Below are 19,796 nucleotides of genomic sequence, written 5' to 3' on the forward strand. Positions count from 1 at the left end.
GCAAGGCAGTTGCATTTGGCGAAGGAGGTAAATGTATTTGAAGAAGTCAAAACTTGTCTGGGTGGTATTATTTAGCGTTCTGGTATTGGTATTAAGTGGGTGTGGGACAAACAACGAGGCTAAGCCTACTGTCAGTCAGAACACTGATACTAAGACCGAAAGCTCTTTAACTATAGCAGCTTCATTCTACCCTATGTATATTTTTACCTTAAATATTACTAAGGATATCCCTAATGTGAATGTTGTAAGTTTGACTAAGCCTACGACCGGATGCCTGCATGACTATGCGGTTACCCCTGACGATATGAAGAATTTAGAGGGTGCTCAAATCCTAGTCATTAATGGGGCAGGAATGGAATCGTTTATGGATAAAGTTATAAGTCAAATTCCAGATCTAAAAGTCATTGAATCAAGTCAAGGTATTTCTTTAATCCAAGGAGACGGAGATGAAGGAGATAATCCCCATGTTTGGTTGAGTGTTACCGATGCCATTACCCAAGTTAAAACCATCGGAGCTCAACTTGCTTCCTTGGATCCCGCTCATGCCTCACAGTACCAGGAAAATACCCAAGCCTATATCTTGAAGCTTGAAGCGCTAAGAACTAAAATGCATCAAACTTTAGATGGAGTACAACAACGTAATATTGTTACTTTCCATGAGGCCTTTCCTTATTTTGCAAAGGAATTTAACTTGAATACAGTAGGGGTTATTGAACGTGAACCAGGTTCTGCACCTAGTGCCAAAGAATTGAAAGAAACCATAGAACAGGTTAAAAGCCTCGAGATAAAGGCTCTATTTGCTGAACCCCAATATCCTGTCAAAGCAGCCGATACCATTGCCGAAGAGACGGGGGCTAAAGTTTATACACTTGATCCAATTGTAACGGGGCCAATGGAGGCAGATGCTTATATTAATCTAATGGAGAGTAATCTAATAACTTTACAAGAGGCGCTGAAATGAATCATTCTAAATGTGTCAATTCCGAATGCAAAACTTGTGAATGTAATTTATGTTGTACCAAAATTAATAACTTTGGGGTTAAACGCAGCGGTGTAGAAATATTAAAGGATGTCAATCTTCACATTCATTGTGGAGATTTGACAGCTGTTATTGGTCCCAATGGTGCCGGCAAAAGCACGCTTTTGAAGGCTATTCTAGGGGATATTTCTCATACTGGTGAACTCCAATTTCTTGATGCGAAAAATAATGGAACAACAAGACCATCTATAGGTTATGTTCCACAAAAACTCGAGTTAGATTCTACTTCTCCAACCAGTGTCCTTGACTTATTTGCTGCAGCACATACCAATCTTCCAATTTGGTTTAGTTATCCAAAAAGGATACGAGAACGTGTTAGAGAAAGCCTAGCTCGAACTCATGGGGAACACTTAATTAATAAACGGTTAGGTGAGTTATCAGGCGGTGAGTTACAAAGAGTCTTATTAGCACTTGCCCTTGATCCAATTCCGCATCTCCTACTATTGGATGAACCCGTATCAGGGATTGATCAGAAAGGATTGGAACTATTCTATCAAACAGTTTCAATCCTGCGCAAAAACTATGATTTATCCATTATTTTAGTTTCACATGATCTTAACTTGGTAGCAGAGTATGCGGATCGTGTGGCCTTCATTAATAATAAAACGATTGAATGTTGCGGGACTCCAGAAGAAGTCTTTACTAATGAAAAAGTAATTCAAACCTTTGGTTTAGATTGGTCTAAACGTTTCCAAAAGGCTGAGAAGGATAGGGTGGCCAATGCACTTATGGTATAGCTTAGTAGATTTATTACTTCCTTTTGGATGGATGCATTATGCGTTCATGAAGAATGCACTTTTAGGAGTTTTATTGGTAACTCCAATCTTCGGTTTGTTGGGTACAATGATCGTCAATAATAAAATGGCCTTCTTTTCGGATTCTTTAGGTCATTCCGCCCTAACAGGTATTGCAATTGGAGTCATAGTGGGGAATGTATTCCCCTTCATGGAGATTAAACCAATTTGGTCAATGCTGGTTTTTTCAGTGTTGATGACAATAGCTATTCTTGTAGTTAAGGAAGCAAATACGGCTTCCACTGATACGATCATTGGAGTTTTTTCTTCCACTGCAGTCGCCCTGGGATTAGTCATACTTACTCGCAATGGAGGTTTCAACAAATATTCAGGGTACCTGATTGGGGATTTTTTAAATATTAGCCCATCAGATTTATTGACACTTGGAATTGTTTTCGTACTAGTTATCTCATTATGGGTCGTGATTTTTAATAAGCTTCTGCTGTCGAGTATGAACCCATCTTTGGCACGGAGCAGAGGGATAAGAGTTAAACAGTATGAATATTTATTTGCCATAATAATGGCGGTTATCGTAACAATTTCTATACAATGGGTAGGAATCCTGATTATTAGTTCTCTCTTGATCATACCGGCAGCTTCATCGCGAAATATCGCTAAAAACATGAGACAATATCATATCTACTCAGTTCTGATTGCTCTTATTTCAGGACTGTCAGGGTTAATCTTATCCTACTTTTGGGGAACAGCTACCGGGGCAACAATTGTGCTGATTACATCGGGATTTTTTGCACTTACCTTGGTCATGAAATTAAGACTTGGGCAAGGCTAAAGACCTTGGCGCTTATCGTTAAAAGGCTTTAAAAGGGGAGACCTGTAGCTATTATGTGTAAGGGGCCGTCCTAAAACTTAGGAATGTCCTTTGTTTTCACACCCCCACTTTTGCACATGGCATAGGATGCCGATATGCACTATGGTAAGATAAACTTAATGGTTGACACATTAGGCTAATGTACGATAACATTATAGCAATTGAATAATGGAAAATAAAGGTGCTAAGTACTGCGAGTACAGCTTAAAAGGGAAGCAGGTAAAAGTCCTGCACGGTCCCGCCACTGTAATGGGGAGATGTTTCATATTGGCCACTGGTACATACCGGGAAGGCGTGAAGCATTAATGAACCAAAGTCAGAAGACCTGCCTTTGTTTAATGAACCAATAACTCTACGAGCGATAGGGGGGTTCCATAAGTAAGTGTTGTATTCAGGGATATACACAGCCTCTTGGCGCTCAGCGTCAAGAGGCTTTTTAAATGGGAAGAATCGGAGGTATTGAAGGATGATATCAGAAATTATTAAACGAGATGGAAGACTTGAGACTTTTAAGCAAGAGAAAATAGTGCATGCCATTTTTAAAGCCGCTGCTGCTTGTGGAGGATCAGATTATGAGCGTGCTGAGGAAATAGGCAGGCAGGTTGTAGTACTCTTGCAAAGAAATTATATGGACAAGCAACCGGATGTAGAATCAATCCAAGATATCGTTGAAAAAGTCCTCATTGAAAATGGACATGCCAAGACTGCCAAAGCATTCATTCTTTATCGTCAGAAAAGGAAAAACAGCCGTGAAATGGATGCTTTGATCGGGGCAACCATTGGCATGTTTTCTGACTACTTGGGGGATAAGGATTGGCAAATTAAGGAGAATGCCAATACTCAAAAAAGTATTAATGGACTAAATAATTATATCCGAGAGGTGTTCACCAAAAAGTATTGGCTTTATGAGATCTATCCACAAGAGGTTCGAGAAGCTCATGAAAGTGGAGATTGCCATATCCATGACCTGGGGTTTTTCGGGCCCTATTGTGCCGGCTGGGATTTACGTCAACTCCTAATGGATGGATTCGGAGGAGTGCCGGGCAAGGTTGAAAGCGGCCCTGCTAAACATTTACGATCCCTCCTGGGACAAATCGTTAATTCTACCTTCACAACCCAGGGTGAAACCGCGGGAGCTCAGGCCTGGTCAAGCTTTGATACCTTTTGTGCTCCCTTTATTCGGGAGGATCAATTAACCTTTGCCCAAGTCAAACAGTGTTTGCAAGAATTTGTCTTTAACATCAATGTTCCCACACGGGTGGGATTTCAATGCCCTTTTTCTAACCTTACCTTTGATATTCGGGTGCCCTCCACCTTGAAGGATGAGCATGCCATAATCGGTGGTCAATATAGGGAGGATAAGTACGGAGATTTCCAGGAGGAACTGGATATGTTCAACCTGGCCTTCTGTGAAGTGATGTTGGAAGGAGACTCTAAGGGGAGAGTGTTCACCTTCCCGATTCCAACCCTTAATATTACCAATGACTTTGAGTGGAACAGCCCTGTGGCAGATGCTTTCATGAAAATTACCTGTAAGTATGGCATTCCCTACTTTGCCAATTATGTAAACTCGGACTTGTCGCCGGAAGATGCTGTATCCATGTGCTGCAGGCTAAGGTTGGATACGGGGGAACTCAGAAAAAGAGGCGGAGGCTTGTTCGGGAGCAACCCTCTCACAGGCTCCATCGGTGTATTTACAATTAACCTGCCCAGATTAGCCTATCTAGCCAAGACAAAAGGGGAGTTTATGGAACGCCTGAAACATATGGCAGAAATCGGGCGCACGGCTTTGGAAATCAAACGAAAAGTGATTGAACAGCAATCAGATAAGGGACTGTACCCTTATTCATGCTATTATCTGAGACATGCCAAGGAGAGAACCGGTCAATATTGGCATAATCATTTCAGTACCATCGGTATTGTTGGTATGAATGAGGCCTTACTTAACTTCATGGGAAAAGGGATTGAAACGAATGAAGGCCGAGAGTTTTCAGTTAGTGTGATGAATTATTTGAGGGAACTGCTGGTTAAGTTTCAGCAGGAGACGGGCAATGTCTATAATTTAGAAGCTACCCCTGCAGAGGGAACCTCTTATCGGCTGGCCATGCTGGATACTAAAAAGTACGATTCAATCATTACGGCAGGTGAGCAAGTTCCTTATTATTCAAACTCGACCCAACTTCCCGTAGGTTATACGGAAGATATTTTTGAGGTTTTAGAGCTACAGGATGAGCTCCAATCTCTTTATACCGGGGGGACGGTTCAGCATCTCTATTTAGGAGATGCCCTTGAGGATACAGAGGTCTGCAAGAGGCTTATCCAAAAGATCTTCAACAGGCATAAGATTCCCTATATCTCCATTACTCCCACCTTCAGTATCTGTGATTCTCATGGATACATCAGTGGAGAGCATTTTAATTGTCCTGAATGTGGGGCTGAAGCTGAAGTTTGGTCTAGAGTGACAGGATATCTTAGACCCGTTAAAAACTACAATCTTGGCAAAAAGGAAGAATATAATCTAAGGAAAAAATTCGTGATTGGGGAGGCGGTTTGATGAAGATTGCAGGATTTATGAAGACATCATTTGTCGACTATCCCGGCAAGATAGCATCTGTAGTTTTTACCCAGGGTTGTAATCTAAGATGTAGTTATTGCCACAATGCCAGTCTTATAGAAGCTAAGGAAGATTTCAGGGGTATTTTACCTGAAGAAATTTTCCAGTGGCTTTCTAAAAGAAAAGGAATGATTGATGCAGTAGTTATTAGCGGAGGAGAGCCGACACTGCAAAGTAACCTTAAGGTTTTTGTCGAAGAATTAAAAGCCATGAAGCTCCTTGTAAAGCTAGATACCAACGGAACTAATCCGGATATTTTGAGAACCTTGATCGCTGATGAGCTGCTGGATTTTATTGCCATGGACTTGAAGGCTCCTCTTAATAAATATGAAGAAATTACAGGGATGGGTGGGTTGGAGCTATCGCTAATTCGAGAAAGTGTGGAAATCATCCAAAACAGCGGGCTTGCGCATGAGTTTAGAACCACACTTTGCCCTAATCTTGAAGCTGATGATATACCCTGCATAATATTAGATTTTGAAATCACTTCAAATTATGTCGTTCAGAACTGTAAGGACACAGAGTTTCCAAAAGCATCTAAGAAAAAACGGGATTTAAGAAATTTGATTATGTACAATAACAAAAACTGTGCCTTATTCCTGCGAGGTTTTGAAGTTGGCTGATCTAACTTGCCGTAAAAAAGAAGCTTGGGAGTCATTGTTGATTAAATATGTTGGGCGAGGGGAAAACCTTCAGGTGTTAGATGTCGGAACTGGAGATGGCTTTTTAGCAATATTATTAGCCGGGCTGGATTATTCAGTTACAGCAATAGATCCGCTCCAGATAGGTTGGAACAAGCTCGGAAAAACGTTGAGGCATCAGGAAAGAACATACGCTTTTTGAAAGCTGAGGCTCATGCTATTGATCTGCCCAATGAAAGTGTTGATGTGATTGTCTCCAGAAATTCCATGGGACTTTCGCTTCACCCGAAGGAAGTGTATCAGGAATGGTTTAGACTTTTAAAACCCGCCGGTAGGGTATTGGTGTTTGACTCTAATTGGTACCTACGCCTTAACAATCCGGAATTGCAACGACAATGTGATAAGTACCGGCGCCTTGCTATCAAAAAAGGTTATCAAGACAAAATCATCTCCAAGCAGCCAGTAAGTGACGCAATTGCTCGGAAAATGCCGTTATCCCTTGAAAGGCGGCCACTATGGGATCATGGTGCATTTCGGCGTTGCGGCTTTCAACAAATCTTGTACCATCCAACTCCAATGTTCGCTATTTGTGCCACAAAATAACTCTTTATTAAAAAATAGTAGAATAAAGAAGGTATTTTGAATTTTTTGTAGAATAATAATATTACAAAATAGTAAAAATATTAAGACATGGAGGTCTGGCATTGAGAGGTAGTCAGCCCCATGGTTCTTTTAACCTAATTTATTTGAATTTTTAATAAACAGGAGGGGTTAGGCCATGAAACAAAGAACCAGAATGCAGGAGACAGAAGATCGCAGACAATCGTTGCATGATAAAAAAGGCGAGATTTTAGGGAGATTCATGTCGGAAAGAGAACAACGCTCTCGGTGGATTGTGCAGCTTATGGATATTGAAGATGAGCTAGAGGAACTGTCGCGTTCGTCCAGAAAGAGAGACTTCTAAGGTAATTTTTCAACAATAATTCTGTGGTTGAGCAAAGTCATAGCTCTGATTCTGGCAGGAACAAACATCTGTCTGCCAAGTATGTCCATTAGATTCACACATTACAATCATCCTCCCTCAATAAAAAAGGCCATGGTAAATCTAACTCGACTTTATGTCAAGTCAAGACCTCCATGGCCCTTTTTATTGTATTTTCATGATTATTCTATTCCACACAGCGAGTTACTGTAATGCATCCCCACAGCAGAGAGTATATTAATAATCTCCATGTGTCTCTGGGTGGTGCAGTCCGGAACTGTCTGTTGCCGGAGGAGAAGGAGATGAAGTCCATCTTTGCTGAGGCGGGGTTTGAAGAGATCACCTTGGAGGATGCCCCACAGGGTTATTGCTTATCTGGAAGGAAAGCATGAGCCGGTTAAGGGAAATGACTGGGACGAAATGAATGCAAGGGTTGGCGAAAGCTTAGGGGCGGCAAACAACGGGATTTGCTTCCGTAGAGAATTGAATGAAGATGGGATTGATGCGTTGGTGAGAGGATAGAGATTCTCTAGACCGGCGCATTTTCTTTTTGGCTAAAATAGAAAAAAATAACAGTAAGCTTACAAAAACGTAATTAGCGCTTAATACTAGTGTTGTACAATTAAGAAAAATTTTCGGAGGTGTAAATAGGAATGTTCAAAAGAAACCATTCCAAAGGTATCGCGTCTATAGTCGTTATTGGTACAGTACTTATATCCCTTTTGGCTGCCCAGCCGAACCTAGGGATAGCAAAGTCAGCGAAGGAGGAGGTTTATCAAGGAAAAACTCCAAAATATGTTTTTATGTTTATCGGAGATGGCATGAGCTATGCCCAGGTTAGCAGCGCTGAAATGTATCTGGGTGAAAAATCTTTGCCTGGAAAGCTCGCTCCTGAGCAATTGAGCTTCACTAAGTATCCTGTTCACGGGGCCCTTATGACTCAGGATTCTTCTTCCTTTATTCCCGATTCTGCTTCAACTGCTACTTCTCTCGCTTCAGGTCAAAAAACTTTGTCCGGCGTAATAAACATGGATGAGACTAAAACCAAGGCCTACACACCCATCACGGAAGATTTGAAGGCCAAAGGCTATAGGATTGGCATTGTAACCAGCGTTCCCATCACCCACGCTACTCCGGCAGCTTACTATGCCAAAGTGGCCAATAGAAATGATGCCTATGAAATTGGAAAACAACTGGCAGCCAGTGGCTTTGATTATTTTGGCGGCGGGGATTTTGATCAAAAAATCGGGCCTAAAGGAACGGATCAACCTATATACGAGATTGTTGAGCAAGCAGGCTATACCATAGCCAATACTAAAGAAGAAATTCAGGCTATAAATAACCGTTCAGGCAAAGTCGTGGCCATTGATCCGGACAATTATGAAACAGCTTTAGACTATGAAATCGACCGCGAGGCAGAGGAACTGAGCTTGGCTGATTATGTCAAAAAGGGAATTGAAGTATTGGATAATAAAAAAGGCTTCTTTATGATGGTGGAAGGGGGAAAAATCGACTGGGCCAACCATGCCAACGATGCCACAGCTTCCATCTATGATACCATCGCCTTTGATGATTCTGTGAAAGTTGCTTTTGATTTCTACAATGCCCATCCTAAGGATACGTTGATTCTTGTCACGGCTGACCACGAGTGCGGCGGTATGACCATTGGTTATTCTCTGACAGGTTACAGCACCCATTTCGAGAAGCTTCAGCCGGTAACCATGTCTTATCAGGAATTTGACAAAATCAGTAAACAGTACAAAGAAACCAATCCTGCTACTCCAAAGCTGGAAGATTTAAGCGATAAGATTAAAGCGGCCTATGGCTTAGATATAGCGACTCTGACTTCTTACGAATCATCCTTGTTGAACAACGCTTTTGCCAAGTTTATGTCAGCGGATACAAAACCTTCAAATGATCAAGAAAGTGTCCTTTATGGAACTTATAACCCCTTATCTGTGACTCTCTCTCATATCATCAATAACAAAGCCGGACTAAGCTTCTCCTCCTATTCCCATACAGGGGTACCCGTACCGGTTTATGCCGTAGGTACCGGTTCAGAGATGTTTGGCGGGTACTATGATAATACCAAGATTTATTACAAACTATCTTCGATCACCAAAAGCGCACGGGCGAAGTAATCGCCTGTAAAGAAGTCAAATCCATAAATCAGCTGTTTAAATAAGGTATCAGTCCTGAGCGGGTCAAAACCGCTCAGGACTGATACCTTGGTAATTGCCGGGAGGGAATGTTTTGCAGAGAATACTTCTTGAGACTTTAGAGAAGAAAGCTGCTTATCTAAAAAGAATACCCTTAAGAGAACTTATTTTTAACCTTATTGTCATAATCTTTGTAGTAACTTTGCTTCTCCTGCCAACGGGATTCCAAGAGAATACCTATCCGGATAGTATGCGGGCAGTGGTTAAAGTATTGGAGGTTAATAACGATAACCTTTCCAAGACTGTAAGTTTTGTTTTTGAAGGGGAACAGGTTTGTCAAGTAGAAGTTCTGGACGGTCCCTTTAAAGGGCAGCAAGCCTTTGCTCACAATCGGTTCACGGGCAGACTTGAAATGGATAAATCCTTCACTGAAGGAGACAAAGCCCTGGCAGTCATTGACTATACTGACCAAAACATTAGAAATGTCACGATGATTGATCATTACCGCATTAATTTGGAGAGCATTCTCATCGGGATTTTTGCCGTCTTCATGATTCTGTTTGCGCGATGGACCGGAGCAAAAGCTCTGTTGTCTTTTTTAATGACGGTCTTAATGATTTGGAAACTGCTGGTCCCTTTGCTTCTTAAAGGGTGGAATCCCATCATTATTTCCTTGTATTTTGTAGTGACAGCTACTTCTATCATTATTTTTATGGTGGGGGGGCTGAACCGTCAATCTATGGCAGCGGTCTTGGGGTCGCTTTCAGGAACTTTGCTCACCACTATTTTGGCCATCATTTTTGGCAACAATTTTAAAATTCATGGTGCAGTGCTGCCTTATTCCGAAAGCCTGCTCTATGCAGGATACGCACATTTAGATTTGACCCAGATCTTAATTGCCGTAGTTTTTATCGCTTCAGCAGGTGCGGTAATGGATCTGGCTATGGACATTGCCGCCGCTGTTCATGAGGTGGTGGAAAATAAACCGGATATCACCAGGGCAGAAGCCATACTCTCCGGGCTAAACGTAGGCAGGACCGTGGTGGGAACCATGACGACAACCTTGTTGTTCGCCTACACGGGAGGGTATATTTCCTTGCTGATGTTTTTCATGGCTCAAGGAACGCCGGTTGTCGACATCTTTAATTTAAAGTATGTCTCCATGGAGATTATGCACACTATTGTGGGAAGCTTCGGGCTTGTGGCAGTGGCTCCTTTTACAGCCCTAGCCTCGGGAATCCTTTTGACGAAGAGGCCTGTGTAAAGCTTTGTCTTTAGCCCAGGAAAGCTTATTCCCCAGCTTAAAAAGACCAATTATATGATGTTTGGTGGCAGGATGCCTCCCAAGGGGAGCAGCCGATGGAAGATATGCATCTGCGCTTTTGGCATAAGATCCTGGACATGGTTACTGAAAAAGATCTAAGCAGCTATTCCGTATTGGATCTAGGGTGCAATCAAGGTGGTTTTTTGCGCTATCTCTATGGGCAGCGCCCTTTTAAGAATGGGATTGGGGTAGATTTGGCCCGTCAGTCTGTGGAGGTGGCCAATCAGCGCAAGGGGAGTCTGCCCCTTTATTATGAGGCAACCACTACGCCGGAAAAATTCGAGAACCACTTTGATTTAGCCTTTAGTATGTCCGTCATCTACTTAATTTCGGACTTGAAAGAGCATGCCTGGAAAATCAAAAAAGCCTTAAAGCCCGGAGGTGTATACTATGCCACCTATACGGATTATAACGGGAATCCCAGCCTGCCGGAGATGAAGAAGAAGATTGATCAGAATGGTTCTGTACCCATGATCTTGCATGATCTGGACGACATTGCCAATGCTTTTTTGCAAGAGGGCTTCACTGTAGGTATTTGGCGGTTGATTCCGGACAGTTTTATTGAACTGTCTCAGCCGGACCGTTTTTTTCAAAGGATTTCTCATCGCATGCTTTATGAGTACGAGCAGGCTTATATTTTTCGGTTTGTCGTACCGGATCATGCGGACTGACAGTTATAATGGAGTTGTCAAGACTAAAAAATCATACCGAATTAAGCAAAAGCGACCAATATGTTACAGTTGGTCGCTTTTGCTAAAGGGTTTTGTAGTATTTAGGGCGTTATACTCATAGGATAGCAGGAGGACGTGCATCCATGCCTAATATTTGGATTGGCTTTACAAGATGATTCATTGATTGTAAGTAACATGGTATAATGGGATTAAATTGCATTAACGAGGTGATGTATTTTAATGAAATGGGAGGAAGTTAGAAAAATATATCCTAACAGATTTGTGAAAATTCAGATACTAAAGGCTCATATTGAAGATAATGTACGGTACATTGATGATCTGGCAGTAGTGAAGGCTTTTGATGATGAGAGGGAAGCAACAAGAGAGTTAGTACGTACAAAAGACGATGAACTAGTTTATCACACTGGAAAAGAAAAGCTTGAAGTAAAGATTAAACAAATATTTGGATTTAGAGGAGCAATCTAATGAATATGAAGTTTCAGGATGGGCTTTTGTTTACCTCTATCCAAATATCTTTTCGTGGGGAATACAAAAGTAATTGAAAATATTGTAATTGATACTGGAGCTGCAGAGACAATAATATCCCCGGATGCAGTTGAAGATATAGGAATTTTTGCTGAATTAGAAGACAGCGTGAATTCATTTTATGGTGTTGGAGGAAGTCTACATAATTTTTTCTCTAAAAATGTCGTAAAAGTCAAATTGGGTGAGGCAAGTTTAGAAGAAGTTAAAATGGATTTTGGAGTTATTGACCCACAAGGCAATATTAATGGGCTGTTAGGGCTGGATTTGCTTATGGAGCTAGGTGCTGATAGATCTAAGAAAATTATCATTAACATTAGATGCATATAGCCAAGGAGATATTTGAGGAGCCGCCGTCTATGGCGGCTTCTGGTTTACGGGGCACCTAACTCCGTGTAACTTCTAGAGATTTATGAGGTTCGTAGACAGAGAAAAAGCCATTGATTAAAATTCACTGAAACGACCTTAGTCCACTTAAAGACATGATCCTAATAATTAGAGATATAAGTTTAAAGTGAAAATTAGAGAGGAGCGTACAATGAAGAGAAATTCTAAGATATTGACCTATATTTTGTATAGTTGTTCTTTTCGGTTTTTTATCAGCTGGTTCATGGGCGATGTTTATGATCAAAGTATGGGTAGGTAGAAATTATAGACCAATTCCCGGGTATATTGGATTTAGTATAATTTGCATATTCTTAGGTGTGCTTTTAGGGTTAGAACACTTAGTGGGAGAATTGCACCTTGCTAAAGGGTTGGAGTTTAGAGCGGTATCTGTAATAGCTTGCGACGACCAGATCATTCCCCTCCAGCAAAGAATAGAGAATGCAGCGGATGAAACAGAACTTGAAGAAGTATAAAGCAGTATGATAATTTGAGCTTTACCACGGAGGTCATGGTGAAAAACCTCTTTAAAAGTATGGAGAAGCTTACCCCTCGGGAACTACGCTATGTTAACAATAGAGCATCCGTTGACGTTGTCATTTTCCATAAGCAGGATAAGCAAGCTGTTCTGATTATCGAGGTGGATGGATTTGCTTTTCATGAAAATAATCCCTCACAACTGGAGAAGGATGCCATGAAGGATGAGATTTTGCGGAAATATGAGTTTTGTTTTTTGAGGCTGCCCACTAATGGCAGCGGGGAAGAAGGTAAAATTGGAAACCGGCTGGATTTTGAAAGCAGTACGAACCTAAAGGACAGATAATCAGGAAATCCTGCAGACATTCAACAAATGGACAAGATGTATTGGCCGGGTTATGAAGAAACGCCTTAAAGATAAAGCCTTTAGCGGATAAAAGATAGAGAAACCAGAAAACACATTTGTTCCTCCCTTCATATAATGTACAAGGCAGACAGTCATCCCTGTCTGGCGCAAATACAGGAGATTTCAACAAGGGAGGATAAATATGAAGTATGTTTTCACGTCCTTTATCTGGAAGGATGAAGAAAGCGAAACGTTTAAGGTTTACTTTCCGGATTTGCCAGACTGCAGTGCTGAAGGAAAGGATTTTCAGGAAGCTTTTATTGAGGCCTGGAAGGCGCTGGGGTGTTATCTATATGAGCTGGAAAAAAATAAAAAGCCAATTCCCCAGGACGAGTATTTTTCAAACCCGACGCAGAGGGCGACGATTCCCATAGAAGTGGATTTGGCGGAAATCCGGCGTATATTTGACACCGAACTAATCAATAAAAGCTTACGGATTCCCAAGTGGCTGGATAATATGGCCAAAGAAAACAAAATAAACTTCTCTCAAACGCTGCGGGAAGCCCTGAAAGAGAAGCTGGGAATTTACGATTGATGATCACAGAAGCCTGGGACCGCCGGCGAAGATGATTTCGTTGGCAGTCCCATCTAATTATCTTTCTCGGACTAAATTACTATTCCCGGCTGCTGAGCAGGAGGTGTTGCCTTTTCTACAGATATTCCCGCAGGTTCTGCTTTGGATGGCCTGCGTGTCTAGAATATAGGGCCGACTCCTTTTTTGTGCTGCACATAACTTTAATGACGGGAATGATATTATGGAGTATACTAAATTAACGCAATTTTCCTTAAATGGGAAAAGAAATAATCGTTGACTCATTTAGTTGTCCAAAACAAAGACCATAGTAAATCGACGAAAATGAAATAACGAACCTTTTGATTTTGTCCATGAAAGGGGTTTTTATGGATATGGAAAGAAAGCGAACCATCGTCTGGGACGATCCTCAAATAAACAAAAGGGATGCGGTGTCATCCCTTTCTGGACTGGATTATCTGAGGGCCATAAGGGACGGTAAAATCAGCCCGCCTCCGGTTGCAAAACTGATCGGGTACCAGATCAAAGACGTCGACCATGGCTTTGCGGCATTTGAACTTCATCCTGGAGAGCACCACTATAATCCTTTTGCCACCGTTCATGGGGGAATTCTTTCCACGCTGCTGGATACCACAATGACTGCCGCGGTGCTTACAACGCTCCCACAGAACATAACCTGCTCGACAGTTGAGATTAAAGTGAATTTTATCAAACCGGTCAGTGCTGAAAGCAAACTAGTACGCTGTGAGGCTAGGATCATCCATATAGGACGAAAACTAGCCACTGTAGAAGGCCGCATAAAGGGCGGAAATGATGAATTATATGCTCACGGGGTGAGCACCTGTCTGATTTTCAAAGTGGGATAACCCCAACCGTTGCATAAAAAAGATGACGAAAGGTTTGGAATGTTGAAAGACGCTGCGGGAATACATAACCTTAAACGATGGTGCTATTGACATACCCTAATTTATAGGATCTGAATTCAATTTATTGCTCAGCTTCCAATTATTCTTAATAGTTGGAAGTTTCCAAAAGCATAGGTTCAAAGCACATTCGTAGAATATTGCGCAGTAAAAATTATTTATATTCACGTTGGGGGAGCATTCACATGGAATATATAAACATCAATGGGAAAGAGTATCGACTTGCTATTGGATACGGGAAAAATAACGAACTCAGAAAGAGTTTAAATGATTTAACACAAAAAATATTTGGATTCAATTTTGAACAGTGGTATCAAGACGGATATTGGAAAAATCAGTATATACCATATTCGTTGATAGATGGAGATAAGATTGTTTCAAATGTGTCCGTTAATATAATGAATTTTAGAGTCTATGAAGAAGAAAAGCGGTATATCCAACTGGGAACCGTGATGACCAATCCCGATTACAGAGAGCAAGGCTTATCACGAGTACTGACAAATAAAGCAATTGCTGACTATCGGGACAAATGCGATTTAATATACTTGTTTGCGAATAACTCCGTATTGAATTTTTATCCTAAGTTCGGATTTAAAGAATTAAAGCAATATCAATGTGTAAAAAAGGAAGACTCAATTCATACAGATGCAAATGTTTCTGTCAAAAAGTTAAATATGTCTGATGAGAACAATAGAAGCTTCGTAATTGACAAGGTAATGCACGCCGTTCCAGTTTCTATAGTTTCTATGTGCAATAATGCAGAACTGATTATGTTTTATTGCACCTTATTTATGAAACATAACGTTTACCATTTAGAAAATTATGATGCCGTTGTAATTGCAGACTTTACGGAAAATACAATGGAAGTAATGGATGTTTTTTGCACTGAAAGTATTTCATTAAACAGAATACTGAAACCATTAATAAATGAGAGCGTAAAAAGAATAGTTCTTTTCTTTACCCCTCAAGATACTTTTTCTTATGAAACAATATTGCTTGTAGGCGAGGACACTCTGTTTGCAATGGGAAAAGATCTGCAATTTATTAAAAGCAAGCAATTCATGTTTCCAAAATTATCTCATACATAATTGAACGGAGATTAATAGGATAAAAAGTTACACTAATATGTCGTATTATTTCTCATTTGTCGCAGGATTCTAGTTTTAGCTGAACTTCACAAATCTATATTGAATAGGGTTCGATAATTTCGTGGCGGCGTAGGGGGAAGTAATAATGGATCCAAAAGAAGTACAAGTAAAAATTCTATTAGCAGGAAATCCACTTAAATATGCTTGCAAACAATTGGGAGTGTCCTCTATGGTGTATAGCAATTACTCCGAGGTGTTTGATGTGTCCCTTGAGGAGGTCGTACATTATGTTAGGCAAAATGGCTTTCCGACCGGAACGTTCCTAACCAGAAATTCATATTTTGATGGAATTCGTTTCTACGAGGAAAACGGAAAATGGTATTTCTATTATCAAGAGAGAGGTACAGTAACTGGCGAAATGGAGTTTGATACTTTTGAAGAGGCATTAGAACCTATAACACGTATTGTTTTACGGATGTCGGGTACAGGATTGTACTAGGAGAAATTAAACGATAAATTGAACCGTAATAGACTTCTGATTATCCATAGCTTCTGGATAATATCTTATAATTAATATTTATTAATAACTAATTCATAAAGCATATTGAAGTAAATATTTGACTGAAGGAGGACAGCCTATGAGGAATCTTTTTATTCTGGGGAAAACAACATCATTCCGAGCAATTACCATTCTGTTCTATATGGGATTGATACCATTAATTGTACCTTCCTATTTTCTGGGTAATTTCATTTATCTAACCAACACCTATTCTGAAGAAGTACAAAGTATTTATAATGGGCAACCCATCCTTAGTTTTCAAGATATAAATAATGCACCATTGGGTGTATTGGGTGGAGTTGTAACATTTGTTGTTCTTTCGATATTGTGGAAAGTATTGTGTGAGTTATTGATTATTCTCTTTAGATATTTCGAGAGCAATACTCAAAATGGAATATAGTGTAAACTCTAGAAATACTTTGCCGCGGCATCGGATAACTCTTAGAGATTTATGATGTTCATAGATAGAAAAAGCCAGCGATAAGTGAATCCGTGCTTAAAGAATAATATTTGGTTTTAAATGCATAGAACATCATGAATCTCCTGTTGTACTGAAACGTGTCGACAGCAGTAGGGGTATATGGGAATTCAATCTTTCTCACTTAAGGCTAAAACTCAATTAACAGTATATAACGAAAGGAAATTATTGCTTAGATTTGTCCGCCAGCTGGCAATGAAACAAGAGGAGCTTTCCCACCTCAAAGCGGACCGGGACAAGCTCGAGGGTGATCTGACGCATTAAGTCACTGGCTAGAGCAGGTAAAGAGCTGATGAATGAATGGGATAGCCGGGGTGTCCTCTGAGCCTTCAACATTGGAGGAAAACCGTCAGGTGGCCAAAAGGGGAGAACGTATTGCGGAAATGCACGCAAGGAAATTGAAGCAGATACAGGAAGCTTACGGATTCCCAAGTGGCTGGATAATATGGCCAAAAAAATCAATATAAATTCTCTCAGACACTGCGGGAAGCCTTGAAAGAGAAGCTGGGAATTTACGATTGATGATCACAGCACCCTGGGACCGCTTGCGAAGATGACTTCGTTGGCAGTCCCATATGATTTTCTTACCGGCAGCTGATGCCTCACAGCCCCTCAGTAAGTGTCCCGGCGATCTTACCTATCTCAGCTTTGTAGTTCTGATAGGCATCCGGGTCTGCCGGGCCTAGCCTATTCATTTCCTGCAACAATTCTTTGGCTTGTTTGGAGAGGCTGTTGCAGTAAAAGCCCACCTTGTTGGCTGACAGCCTGACCCGGGCGGCTTTGAGATCCTTTTCCAGTGTGGCGATTTTCTCGGCGGACACGTCGCCTTTCTTGGCCGTGTCCAGTTGCTTTTGTAAGGTCTGAATAGTTGCATTATTACTATTAACAACTGACTTGAGGCTTGAGGCTTGTTTCTTCAGCTCGTCGCGCTCAGAAGCTATTTTCGTGACTACGCCCGTTTGCTCATCCAGGGCTTTTTGCAAATCTGCTTTTTCGTTGAGGGCCTGATCCTTTTCTTGGACGGCCTGCTTGAGCTCCCGGGCAGACATATTGCTTACATTATTTTCGGAGATAAATGTCTCCCGCTCATCCTCCGGAATCCCCAGAAGGATCACCGCCTGGGAGTAGCTCAAATTCCCAAACGTTTGGGAATTTGAACTGCCGTCCTGGTTGCCGGGCAGTTTGGCCCCGTACTCTTTAAAAATGCGCATCAGGTTTTCGGCGGTACTCTTGGAGTAACTCACCGTGTTCTCCAGCCATTCTAGCCATTCACCATGATTGACCACGGACTTGGCCTCCGTCAGGCGGCGGCCGATCTCGATGGCACTGTAAAGCAGCATTTTTCCGGTCTGATCTTTGATGCTGTTAATCTCGGCCGCGATGACCTGCGGCGTCCGGTCGATTAGTATATTACTCATATCTCTGATCTCCTCTTTTTATCTCTAAGCTTTTCCTGAAGGAAAAGCTCTCATAAGATTCCCGGCAGCATAGCTGGGTTCTGGGCTATAAGAGCGGACCTTAGACTGCAGAAGATCAAGGGTCTGTTTGCCGAAGATTCCCTCTTGTTTTGAATTTTGACTGGTCGGAGAGGGGTTCTCTATATTTATATGCACTTTGTCCAGCCGTGGTTACCCTCGTCCATGGATATGGGGACGAAATAATAATCTTTAATGTTTGGAACACCTTTCGACGAATATGAGACGGTTGAAACCTACATTGTCGATTCCCGCACGGCAGGTGGAGTGCGTTTGTCGTTTACAAATTCTAAACTTACATTAACTTTTCGGTAGAGTTTTCCTACAGTAATAGGAGTTTTTACTTAATCGGATAACCGGAGCTTTTTAGACACTTAGCAAAGATGAAAGTGGTTGGGACGCGTCGCAAACCCTCGGGACGTTAGGAAAGACCCCATGCGCGGACTACCATCCGTGGTCGTCTCTGAATATGGGGGCATGGTTCATCGGTTAAACAGAGTGTTCCTAAAATCTGAGAGTAAATGCAAGTAGTAACCAGACTTCGGGAATTCACGGGACGTGACGATGAAATCGTCATTTCGGAGAAGGGAAGTGGTTCAGTGGAAAAAGTTCTATTAGAATTATTGGTCTTAACTTTTGTAATCCACCTTATTGATACGCTTTCCTACTCGGTTAGGCTGAACTCGGTAAAAAGTGGACAGTTTGCCACAGTTTGCCTTGTCATTTTCTTTGTTCAACCTATTCGTACTTGTCTCACGTACTGCCAATACTTTTCAGGCCCCATTAATTGGTAGTATTATCGATGCACGCATTTCCTATGGTATTGACCCAATTAACGACATGCGTAAAGTGATTTTTGCTTCAACAATAGGTTCATTATTTGGTATTCTTCTGATTCCAACATTTCTCAGGGTATTTGATGTTGCAGTAAAACGGCTAGAAACCACTGGATCGATTCCGTCTTTAGTGGTCGAAGCATTGCAAGTAAGTAACCTCAAGCGAATGATGAAAAGTGCAACGAGACCAACTAAAACGATGTTGCAGCGACTCAGGTATCGCGAAATTCCTAAGAGACTGCTTATTATTAATGCATTGGTTACAGGGATTTATACAGTAGGGGTTCTTGCTGCGAACTATTCTGCAATATTGGTTACTGAGCACCAGAGGATAGCAGCTGTTGGTTCATCGGGAATGATCAATGGACTAGCTACAATTTTATTAACTTTGTTCATTGACCCCAAATCTGCTATAATCACTGACCAGGCGTTAAGAGGAAACAGACCGTACGAGGACGTAAAGGCACTAGTAGTTTTACTCATTGCAACCAAACTAATTGGCACGTTACTTGGACAGATAATGTTTTTGCCAGCTGCAAAAGTTATAGCTAGTTTTTACGGGTCGTGACGACATCATCTAACAGGAGGGTTAAGCATGAGCGAATTTTTGAAATTAGAAGATTTCATGGAGCTTTCAGATGTAGGCTATGAAGAAGCTATCGTTCAATTTTTACAAGATAACAGGATAACAATTGATGATTTTAAGTATGTTGGGAAATGTGATTCTGAGTGTCCGCAATGTGAAGCGGAAAGCTTCAGTGTCTGGCGCAGGAATATAGGATTTATTAAAGATAAAGAAATGTTCACTTTCGATTTAGATGCAGCTGACGATACATTAGACTTCGCTATATATTGGTGCAATAAATGCGGTAAGTGGACTATTTATATTGAGTAACAGAAATATCCCCTGCCTGCCGCCAAGCTCCTACAAGGCTTATTCCAGTAAAGACAACATAGATTACAGCAATGAGAATGACATTAAGCTGGTTATCCCGTTTGAATACCGTAGTAAGCAATGGAAATTCCAGAAATTAATGTTCAG

Annotated in this window: 24 protein-coding genes, 1 pseudogene and 1 riboswitch; of the genes and pseudogenes, 23 read left to right on the top strand and 2 right to left on the bottom strand. The window is 41.2% G+C overall.

Going from position 1 to position 19,796, the window contains the following annotated elements; genetic code table 11:
- The first annotated feature begins 31 nt into the window (after positions 1–31).
- The 8 genes from M8E35_RS13765 (at position 32) to M8E35_RS13800 (ending at position 6,881) form a co-directional block, all read left to right on the top strand.
- Complete coding sequence (locus M8E35_RS13765; RefSeq protein WP_252469736.1) at positions 32–961, top strand: metal ABC transporter substrate-binding protein; 930 nt, start codon at positions 32–34, stop codon at positions 959–961.
- Positions 958–1,776 carry a metal ABC transporter ATP-binding protein gene (locus M8E35_RS13770; protein ID WP_252469737.1) on the top strand — a complete coding sequence of 273 codons (819 nt, stop codon included), beginning with the start codon at positions 958–960 and terminating at the stop codon, positions 1,774–1,776. The genes M8E35_RS13765 and M8E35_RS13770 overlap by 4 nt, the downstream gene beginning before the upstream one ends.
- A complete protein-coding gene (locus M8E35_RS13775) occupies positions 1,760–2,623 on the top strand; it encodes a metal ABC transporter permease (RefSeq protein ID WP_252469738.1) in 864 nt (287 codons plus the stop codon). The genes M8E35_RS13770 and M8E35_RS13775 overlap by 17 nt, the downstream gene beginning before the upstream one ends.
- A 201-nt stretch (positions 2,624–2,824) precedes the next feature.
- Positions 2,825–3,009: riboswitch (cobalamin riboswitch) on the top strand.
- A 119-nt stretch (positions 3,010–3,128) separates the two neighbouring features.
- The gene (locus tag M8E35_RS13780; protein WP_252469739.1) at positions 3,129–5,216 is read left to right on the top strand and encodes a ribonucleoside triphosphate reductase; all 2,088 of its coding nucleotides are present in this window, start codon (positions 3,129–3,131) and stop codon (positions 5,214–5,216) included.
- Entirely contained in the window at positions 5,216–5,899 is a 684-nt protein-coding gene (locus M8E35_RS13785; RefSeq protein WP_252469740.1) for an anaerobic ribonucleoside-triphosphate reductase activating protein, read from the top strand. Before M8E35_RS13780 ends, M8E35_RS13785 begins: the two co-directional genes overlap by 1 nt.
- The gene (locus M8E35_RS13790; protein WP_252469741.1) at positions 5,892–6,119 is read left to right on the top strand and encodes a class I SAM-dependent methyltransferase; all 228 of its coding nucleotides are present in this window, start codon (positions 5,892–5,894) and stop codon (positions 6,117–6,119) included. The genes M8E35_RS13785 and M8E35_RS13790 overlap by 8 nt, the downstream gene beginning before the upstream one ends.
- Entirely contained in the window at positions 6,065–6,520 is a 456-nt protein-coding gene (locus tag M8E35_RS13795; RefSeq protein ID WP_373887452.1) for a class I SAM-dependent methyltransferase, read from the top strand. Before M8E35_RS13790 ends, M8E35_RS13795 begins: the two co-directional genes overlap by 55 nt.
- A 175-nt stretch (positions 6,521–6,695) precedes the next feature.
- Positions 6,696–6,881, top strand: a complete 186-nt coding sequence (locus tag M8E35_RS13800; protein WP_252469743.1) for a hypothetical protein — start codon at positions 6,696–6,698, stop codon at positions 6,879–6,881.
- Here M8E35_RS13800 and M8E35_RS13805 read toward each other — a convergent pair.
- Positions 6,878–6,970: a CooT family nickel-binding protein gene (locus M8E35_RS13805; protein ID WP_309446473.1), complete on the bottom strand. Its 93-nt coding sequence runs from the start codon at positions 6,968–6,970 to the stop codon at positions 6,878–6,880. The genes M8E35_RS13800 and M8E35_RS13805 overlap by 4 nt on opposite strands.
- A gap of 280 nt (positions 6,971–7,250) precedes the next feature.
- On the opposite strand from M8E35_RS13805, the gene M8E35_RS13810 reads away from it, so the two are divergent.
- The 13 genes from M8E35_RS13810 (at position 7,251) to M8E35_RS13870 (ending at position 16,365) form a co-directional block, all read left to right on the top strand.
- Positions 7,251–7,421 (top strand): hypothetical protein, encoded by a 171-nt coding sequence (locus tag M8E35_RS13810; RefSeq protein ID WP_252469744.1) that lies wholly within the window; start codon positions 7,251–7,253, stop codon positions 7,419–7,421.
- Positions 7,422–7,552: 131 nt separating this feature from the next.
- Positions 7,553–9,040, top strand: coding sequence for an alkaline phosphatase (locus M8E35_RS13815; RefSeq protein ID WP_252469746.1), 1,488 nt, complete (start codon positions 7,553–7,555; stop codon positions 9,038–9,040).
- Positions 9,041–9,152: 112 nt separating this feature from the next.
- A complete protein-coding gene (locus M8E35_RS13820; RefSeq protein ID WP_252469748.1) occupies positions 9,153–10,322 on the top strand; it encodes a YibE/F family protein in 1,170 nt (389 codons plus the stop codon).
- A gap of 95 nt (positions 10,323–10,417) precedes the next feature.
- Complete coding sequence (locus tag M8E35_RS13825; protein WP_252469750.1) at positions 10,418–11,053, top strand: class I SAM-dependent methyltransferase; 636 nt, start codon at positions 10,418–10,420, stop codon at positions 11,051–11,053.
- A 240-nt stretch (positions 11,054–11,293) separates the two neighbouring features.
- Positions 11,294–11,539: a hypothetical protein gene (locus M8E35_RS13830; RefSeq protein ID WP_252469752.1), complete on the top strand. Its 246-nt coding sequence runs from the start codon at positions 11,294–11,296 to the stop codon at positions 11,537–11,539.
- A gap of 18 nt (positions 11,540–11,557) precedes the next feature.
- Entirely contained in the window at positions 11,558–11,926 is a 369-nt protein-coding gene (locus tag M8E35_RS13835) for an aspartyl protease family protein (RefSeq protein ID WP_252469754.1), read from the top strand.
- Between the two features lie 293 nt (positions 11,927–12,219).
- Positions 12,220–12,456, top strand: a complete 237-nt coding sequence (locus M8E35_RS13840; protein ID WP_252469756.1) for a hypothetical protein — start codon at positions 12,220–12,222, stop codon at positions 12,454–12,456.
- Positions 12,457–12,470: 14 nt separating this feature from the next.
- Positions 12,471–12,803 (top strand): DUF2726 domain-containing protein, encoded by a 333-nt coding sequence (locus M8E35_RS13845; RefSeq protein WP_252469758.1) that lies wholly within the window; start codon positions 12,471–12,473, stop codon positions 12,801–12,803.
- Between the two features lie 202 nt (positions 12,804–13,005).
- The gene (locus M8E35_RS13850) at positions 13,006–13,398 is read left to right on the top strand and encodes a type II toxin-antitoxin system HicB family antitoxin (protein WP_252469760.1); all 393 of its coding nucleotides are present in this window, start codon (positions 13,006–13,008) and stop codon (positions 13,396–13,398) included.
- 371 nt (positions 13,399–13,769) lie between these two features.
- Complete coding sequence (locus M8E35_RS13855; protein WP_252469761.1) at positions 13,770–14,261, top strand: PaaI family thioesterase; 492 nt, start codon at positions 13,770–13,772, stop codon at positions 14,259–14,261.
- A gap of 242 nt (positions 14,262–14,503) precedes the next feature.
- Entirely contained in the window at positions 14,504–15,406 is a 903-nt protein-coding gene (locus M8E35_RS13860) for a GNAT family N-acetyltransferase (RefSeq protein WP_252469762.1), read from the top strand.
- 145 nt (positions 15,407–15,551) lie between these two features.
- Positions 15,552–15,905, top strand: a complete 354-nt coding sequence (locus tag M8E35_RS13865) for a hypothetical protein (RefSeq protein ID WP_252469763.1) — start codon at positions 15,552–15,554, stop codon at positions 15,903–15,905.
- Between the two features lie 139 nt (positions 15,906–16,044).
- Complete coding sequence (locus M8E35_RS13870) at positions 16,045–16,365, top strand: hypothetical protein (RefSeq protein WP_252469764.1); 321 nt, start codon at positions 16,045–16,047, stop codon at positions 16,363–16,365.
- 680 nt (positions 16,366–17,045) lie between these two features.
- On the opposite strand, the gene M8E35_RS13875 is transcribed toward M8E35_RS13870, so the two are convergent.
- Entirely contained in the window at positions 17,046–17,861 is an 816-nt protein-coding gene (locus M8E35_RS13875; RefSeq protein ID WP_252469765.1) for a DUF3102 domain-containing protein, read from the bottom strand.
- A gap of 656 nt (positions 17,862–18,517) precedes the next feature.
- Here M8E35_RS13875 and M8E35_RS13880 point away from each other — a divergent pair.
- Together M8E35_RS13880 and M8E35_RS13885 are read left to right on the top strand one after the other, a co-directional pair.
- Positions 18,518–19,322, top strand: a pseudogene (locus M8E35_RS13880) (lipid II flippase Amj family protein).
- A gap of 27 nt (positions 19,323–19,349) precedes the next feature.
- Complete coding sequence (locus tag M8E35_RS13885) at positions 19,350–19,649, top strand: hypothetical protein (RefSeq protein ID WP_252469766.1); 300 nt, start codon at positions 19,350–19,352, stop codon at positions 19,647–19,649.
- The last annotated feature ends 147 nt before the right edge of the window (positions 19,650–19,796 follow it).

This window comes from Desulfosporosinus nitroreducens (assembly GCF_023897015.1).
Lineage (GTDB): Bacteria > Bacillota > Desulfitobacteriia > Desulfitobacteriales > Desulfitobacteriaceae > Desulfosporosinus > Desulfosporosinus nitroreducens.

Excerpts from the sequence above, each read along its gene's own strand:
- M8E35_RS13830 (WP_252469752.1), top strand. The coding sequence starts at position 11,294 with ATGAAATGGGAGGAAGTTAGAAAAATATATCCTAACAGATTTGTGAAA.
- M8E35_RS13810 (WP_252469744.1), top strand. The coding sequence starts at position 7,251 with ATGCCCCACAGGGTTATTGCTTATCTGGAAGGAAAGCATGAGCCGGTT.
- M8E35_RS13815 (WP_252469746.1), top strand. The coding sequence starts at position 7,553 with ATGTTCAAAAGAAACCATTCCAAAGGTATCGCGTCTATAGTCGTTATT.
- M8E35_RS13860 (WP_252469762.1), top strand. The coding sequence starts at position 14,504 with ATGGAATATATAAACATCAATGGGAAAGAGTATCGACTTGCTATTGGA.
- M8E35_RS13765 (WP_252469736.1), top strand. The coding sequence starts at position 32 with ATGTATTTGAAGAAGTCAAAACTTGTCTGGGTGGTATTATTTAGCGTT.
- M8E35_RS13870 (WP_252469764.1), top strand. The coding sequence starts at position 16,045 with ATGAGGAATCTTTTTATTCTGGGGAAAACAACATCATTCCGAGCAATT.
- M8E35_RS13780 (WP_252469739.1), top strand. The coding sequence starts at position 3,129 with ATGATATCAGAAATTATTAAACGAGATGGAAGACTTGAGACTTTTAAG.
- M8E35_RS13805 (WP_309446473.1), bottom strand. The coding sequence starts at position 6,970 with ATGGACATACTTGGCAGACAGATGTTTGTTCCTGCCAGAATCAGAGCT.
- M8E35_RS13825 (WP_252469750.1), top strand. The coding sequence starts at position 10,418 with ATGGAAGATATGCATCTGCGCTTTTGGCATAAGATCCTGGACATGGTT.
- M8E35_RS13785 (WP_252469740.1), top strand. The coding sequence starts at position 5,216 with ATGAAGATTGCAGGATTTATGAAGACATCATTTGTCGACTATCCCGGC.
- M8E35_RS13835 (WP_252469754.1), top strand. The coding sequence starts at position 11,558 with ATGGGCTTTTGTTTACCTCTATCCAAATATCTTTTCGTGGGGAATACA.
- M8E35_RS13800 (WP_252469743.1), top strand. The coding sequence starts at position 6,696 with ATGAAACAAAGAACCAGAATGCAGGAGACAGAAGATCGCAGACAATCG.
- M8E35_RS13865 (WP_252469763.1), top strand. The coding sequence starts at position 15,552 with ATGGATCCAAAAGAAGTACAAGTAAAAATTCTATTAGCAGGAAATCCA.
- M8E35_RS13855 (WP_252469761.1), top strand. The coding sequence starts at position 13,770 with ATGGAAAGAAAGCGAACCATCGTCTGGGACGATCCTCAAATAAACAAA.
- M8E35_RS13875 (WP_252469765.1), bottom strand. The coding sequence starts at position 17,861 with ATGAGTAATATACTAATCGACCGGACGCCGCAGGTCATCGCGGCCGAG.
- M8E35_RS13770 (WP_252469737.1), top strand. The coding sequence starts at position 958 with ATGAATCATTCTAAATGTGTCAATTCCGAATGCAAAACTTGTGAATGT.
- M8E35_RS13885 (WP_252469766.1), top strand. The coding sequence starts at position 19,350 with ATGAGCGAATTTTTGAAATTAGAAGATTTCATGGAGCTTTCAGATGTA.
- M8E35_RS13850 (WP_252469760.1), top strand. The coding sequence starts at position 13,006 with ATGAAGTATGTTTTCACGTCCTTTATCTGGAAGGATGAAGAAAGCGAA.
- M8E35_RS13840 (WP_252469756.1), top strand. The coding sequence starts at position 12,220 with ATGATCAAAGTATGGGTAGGTAGAAATTATAGACCAATTCCCGGGTAT.
- M8E35_RS13775 (WP_252469738.1), top strand. The coding sequence starts at position 1,760 with ATGCACTTATGGTATAGCTTAGTAGATTTATTACTTCCTTTTGGATGG.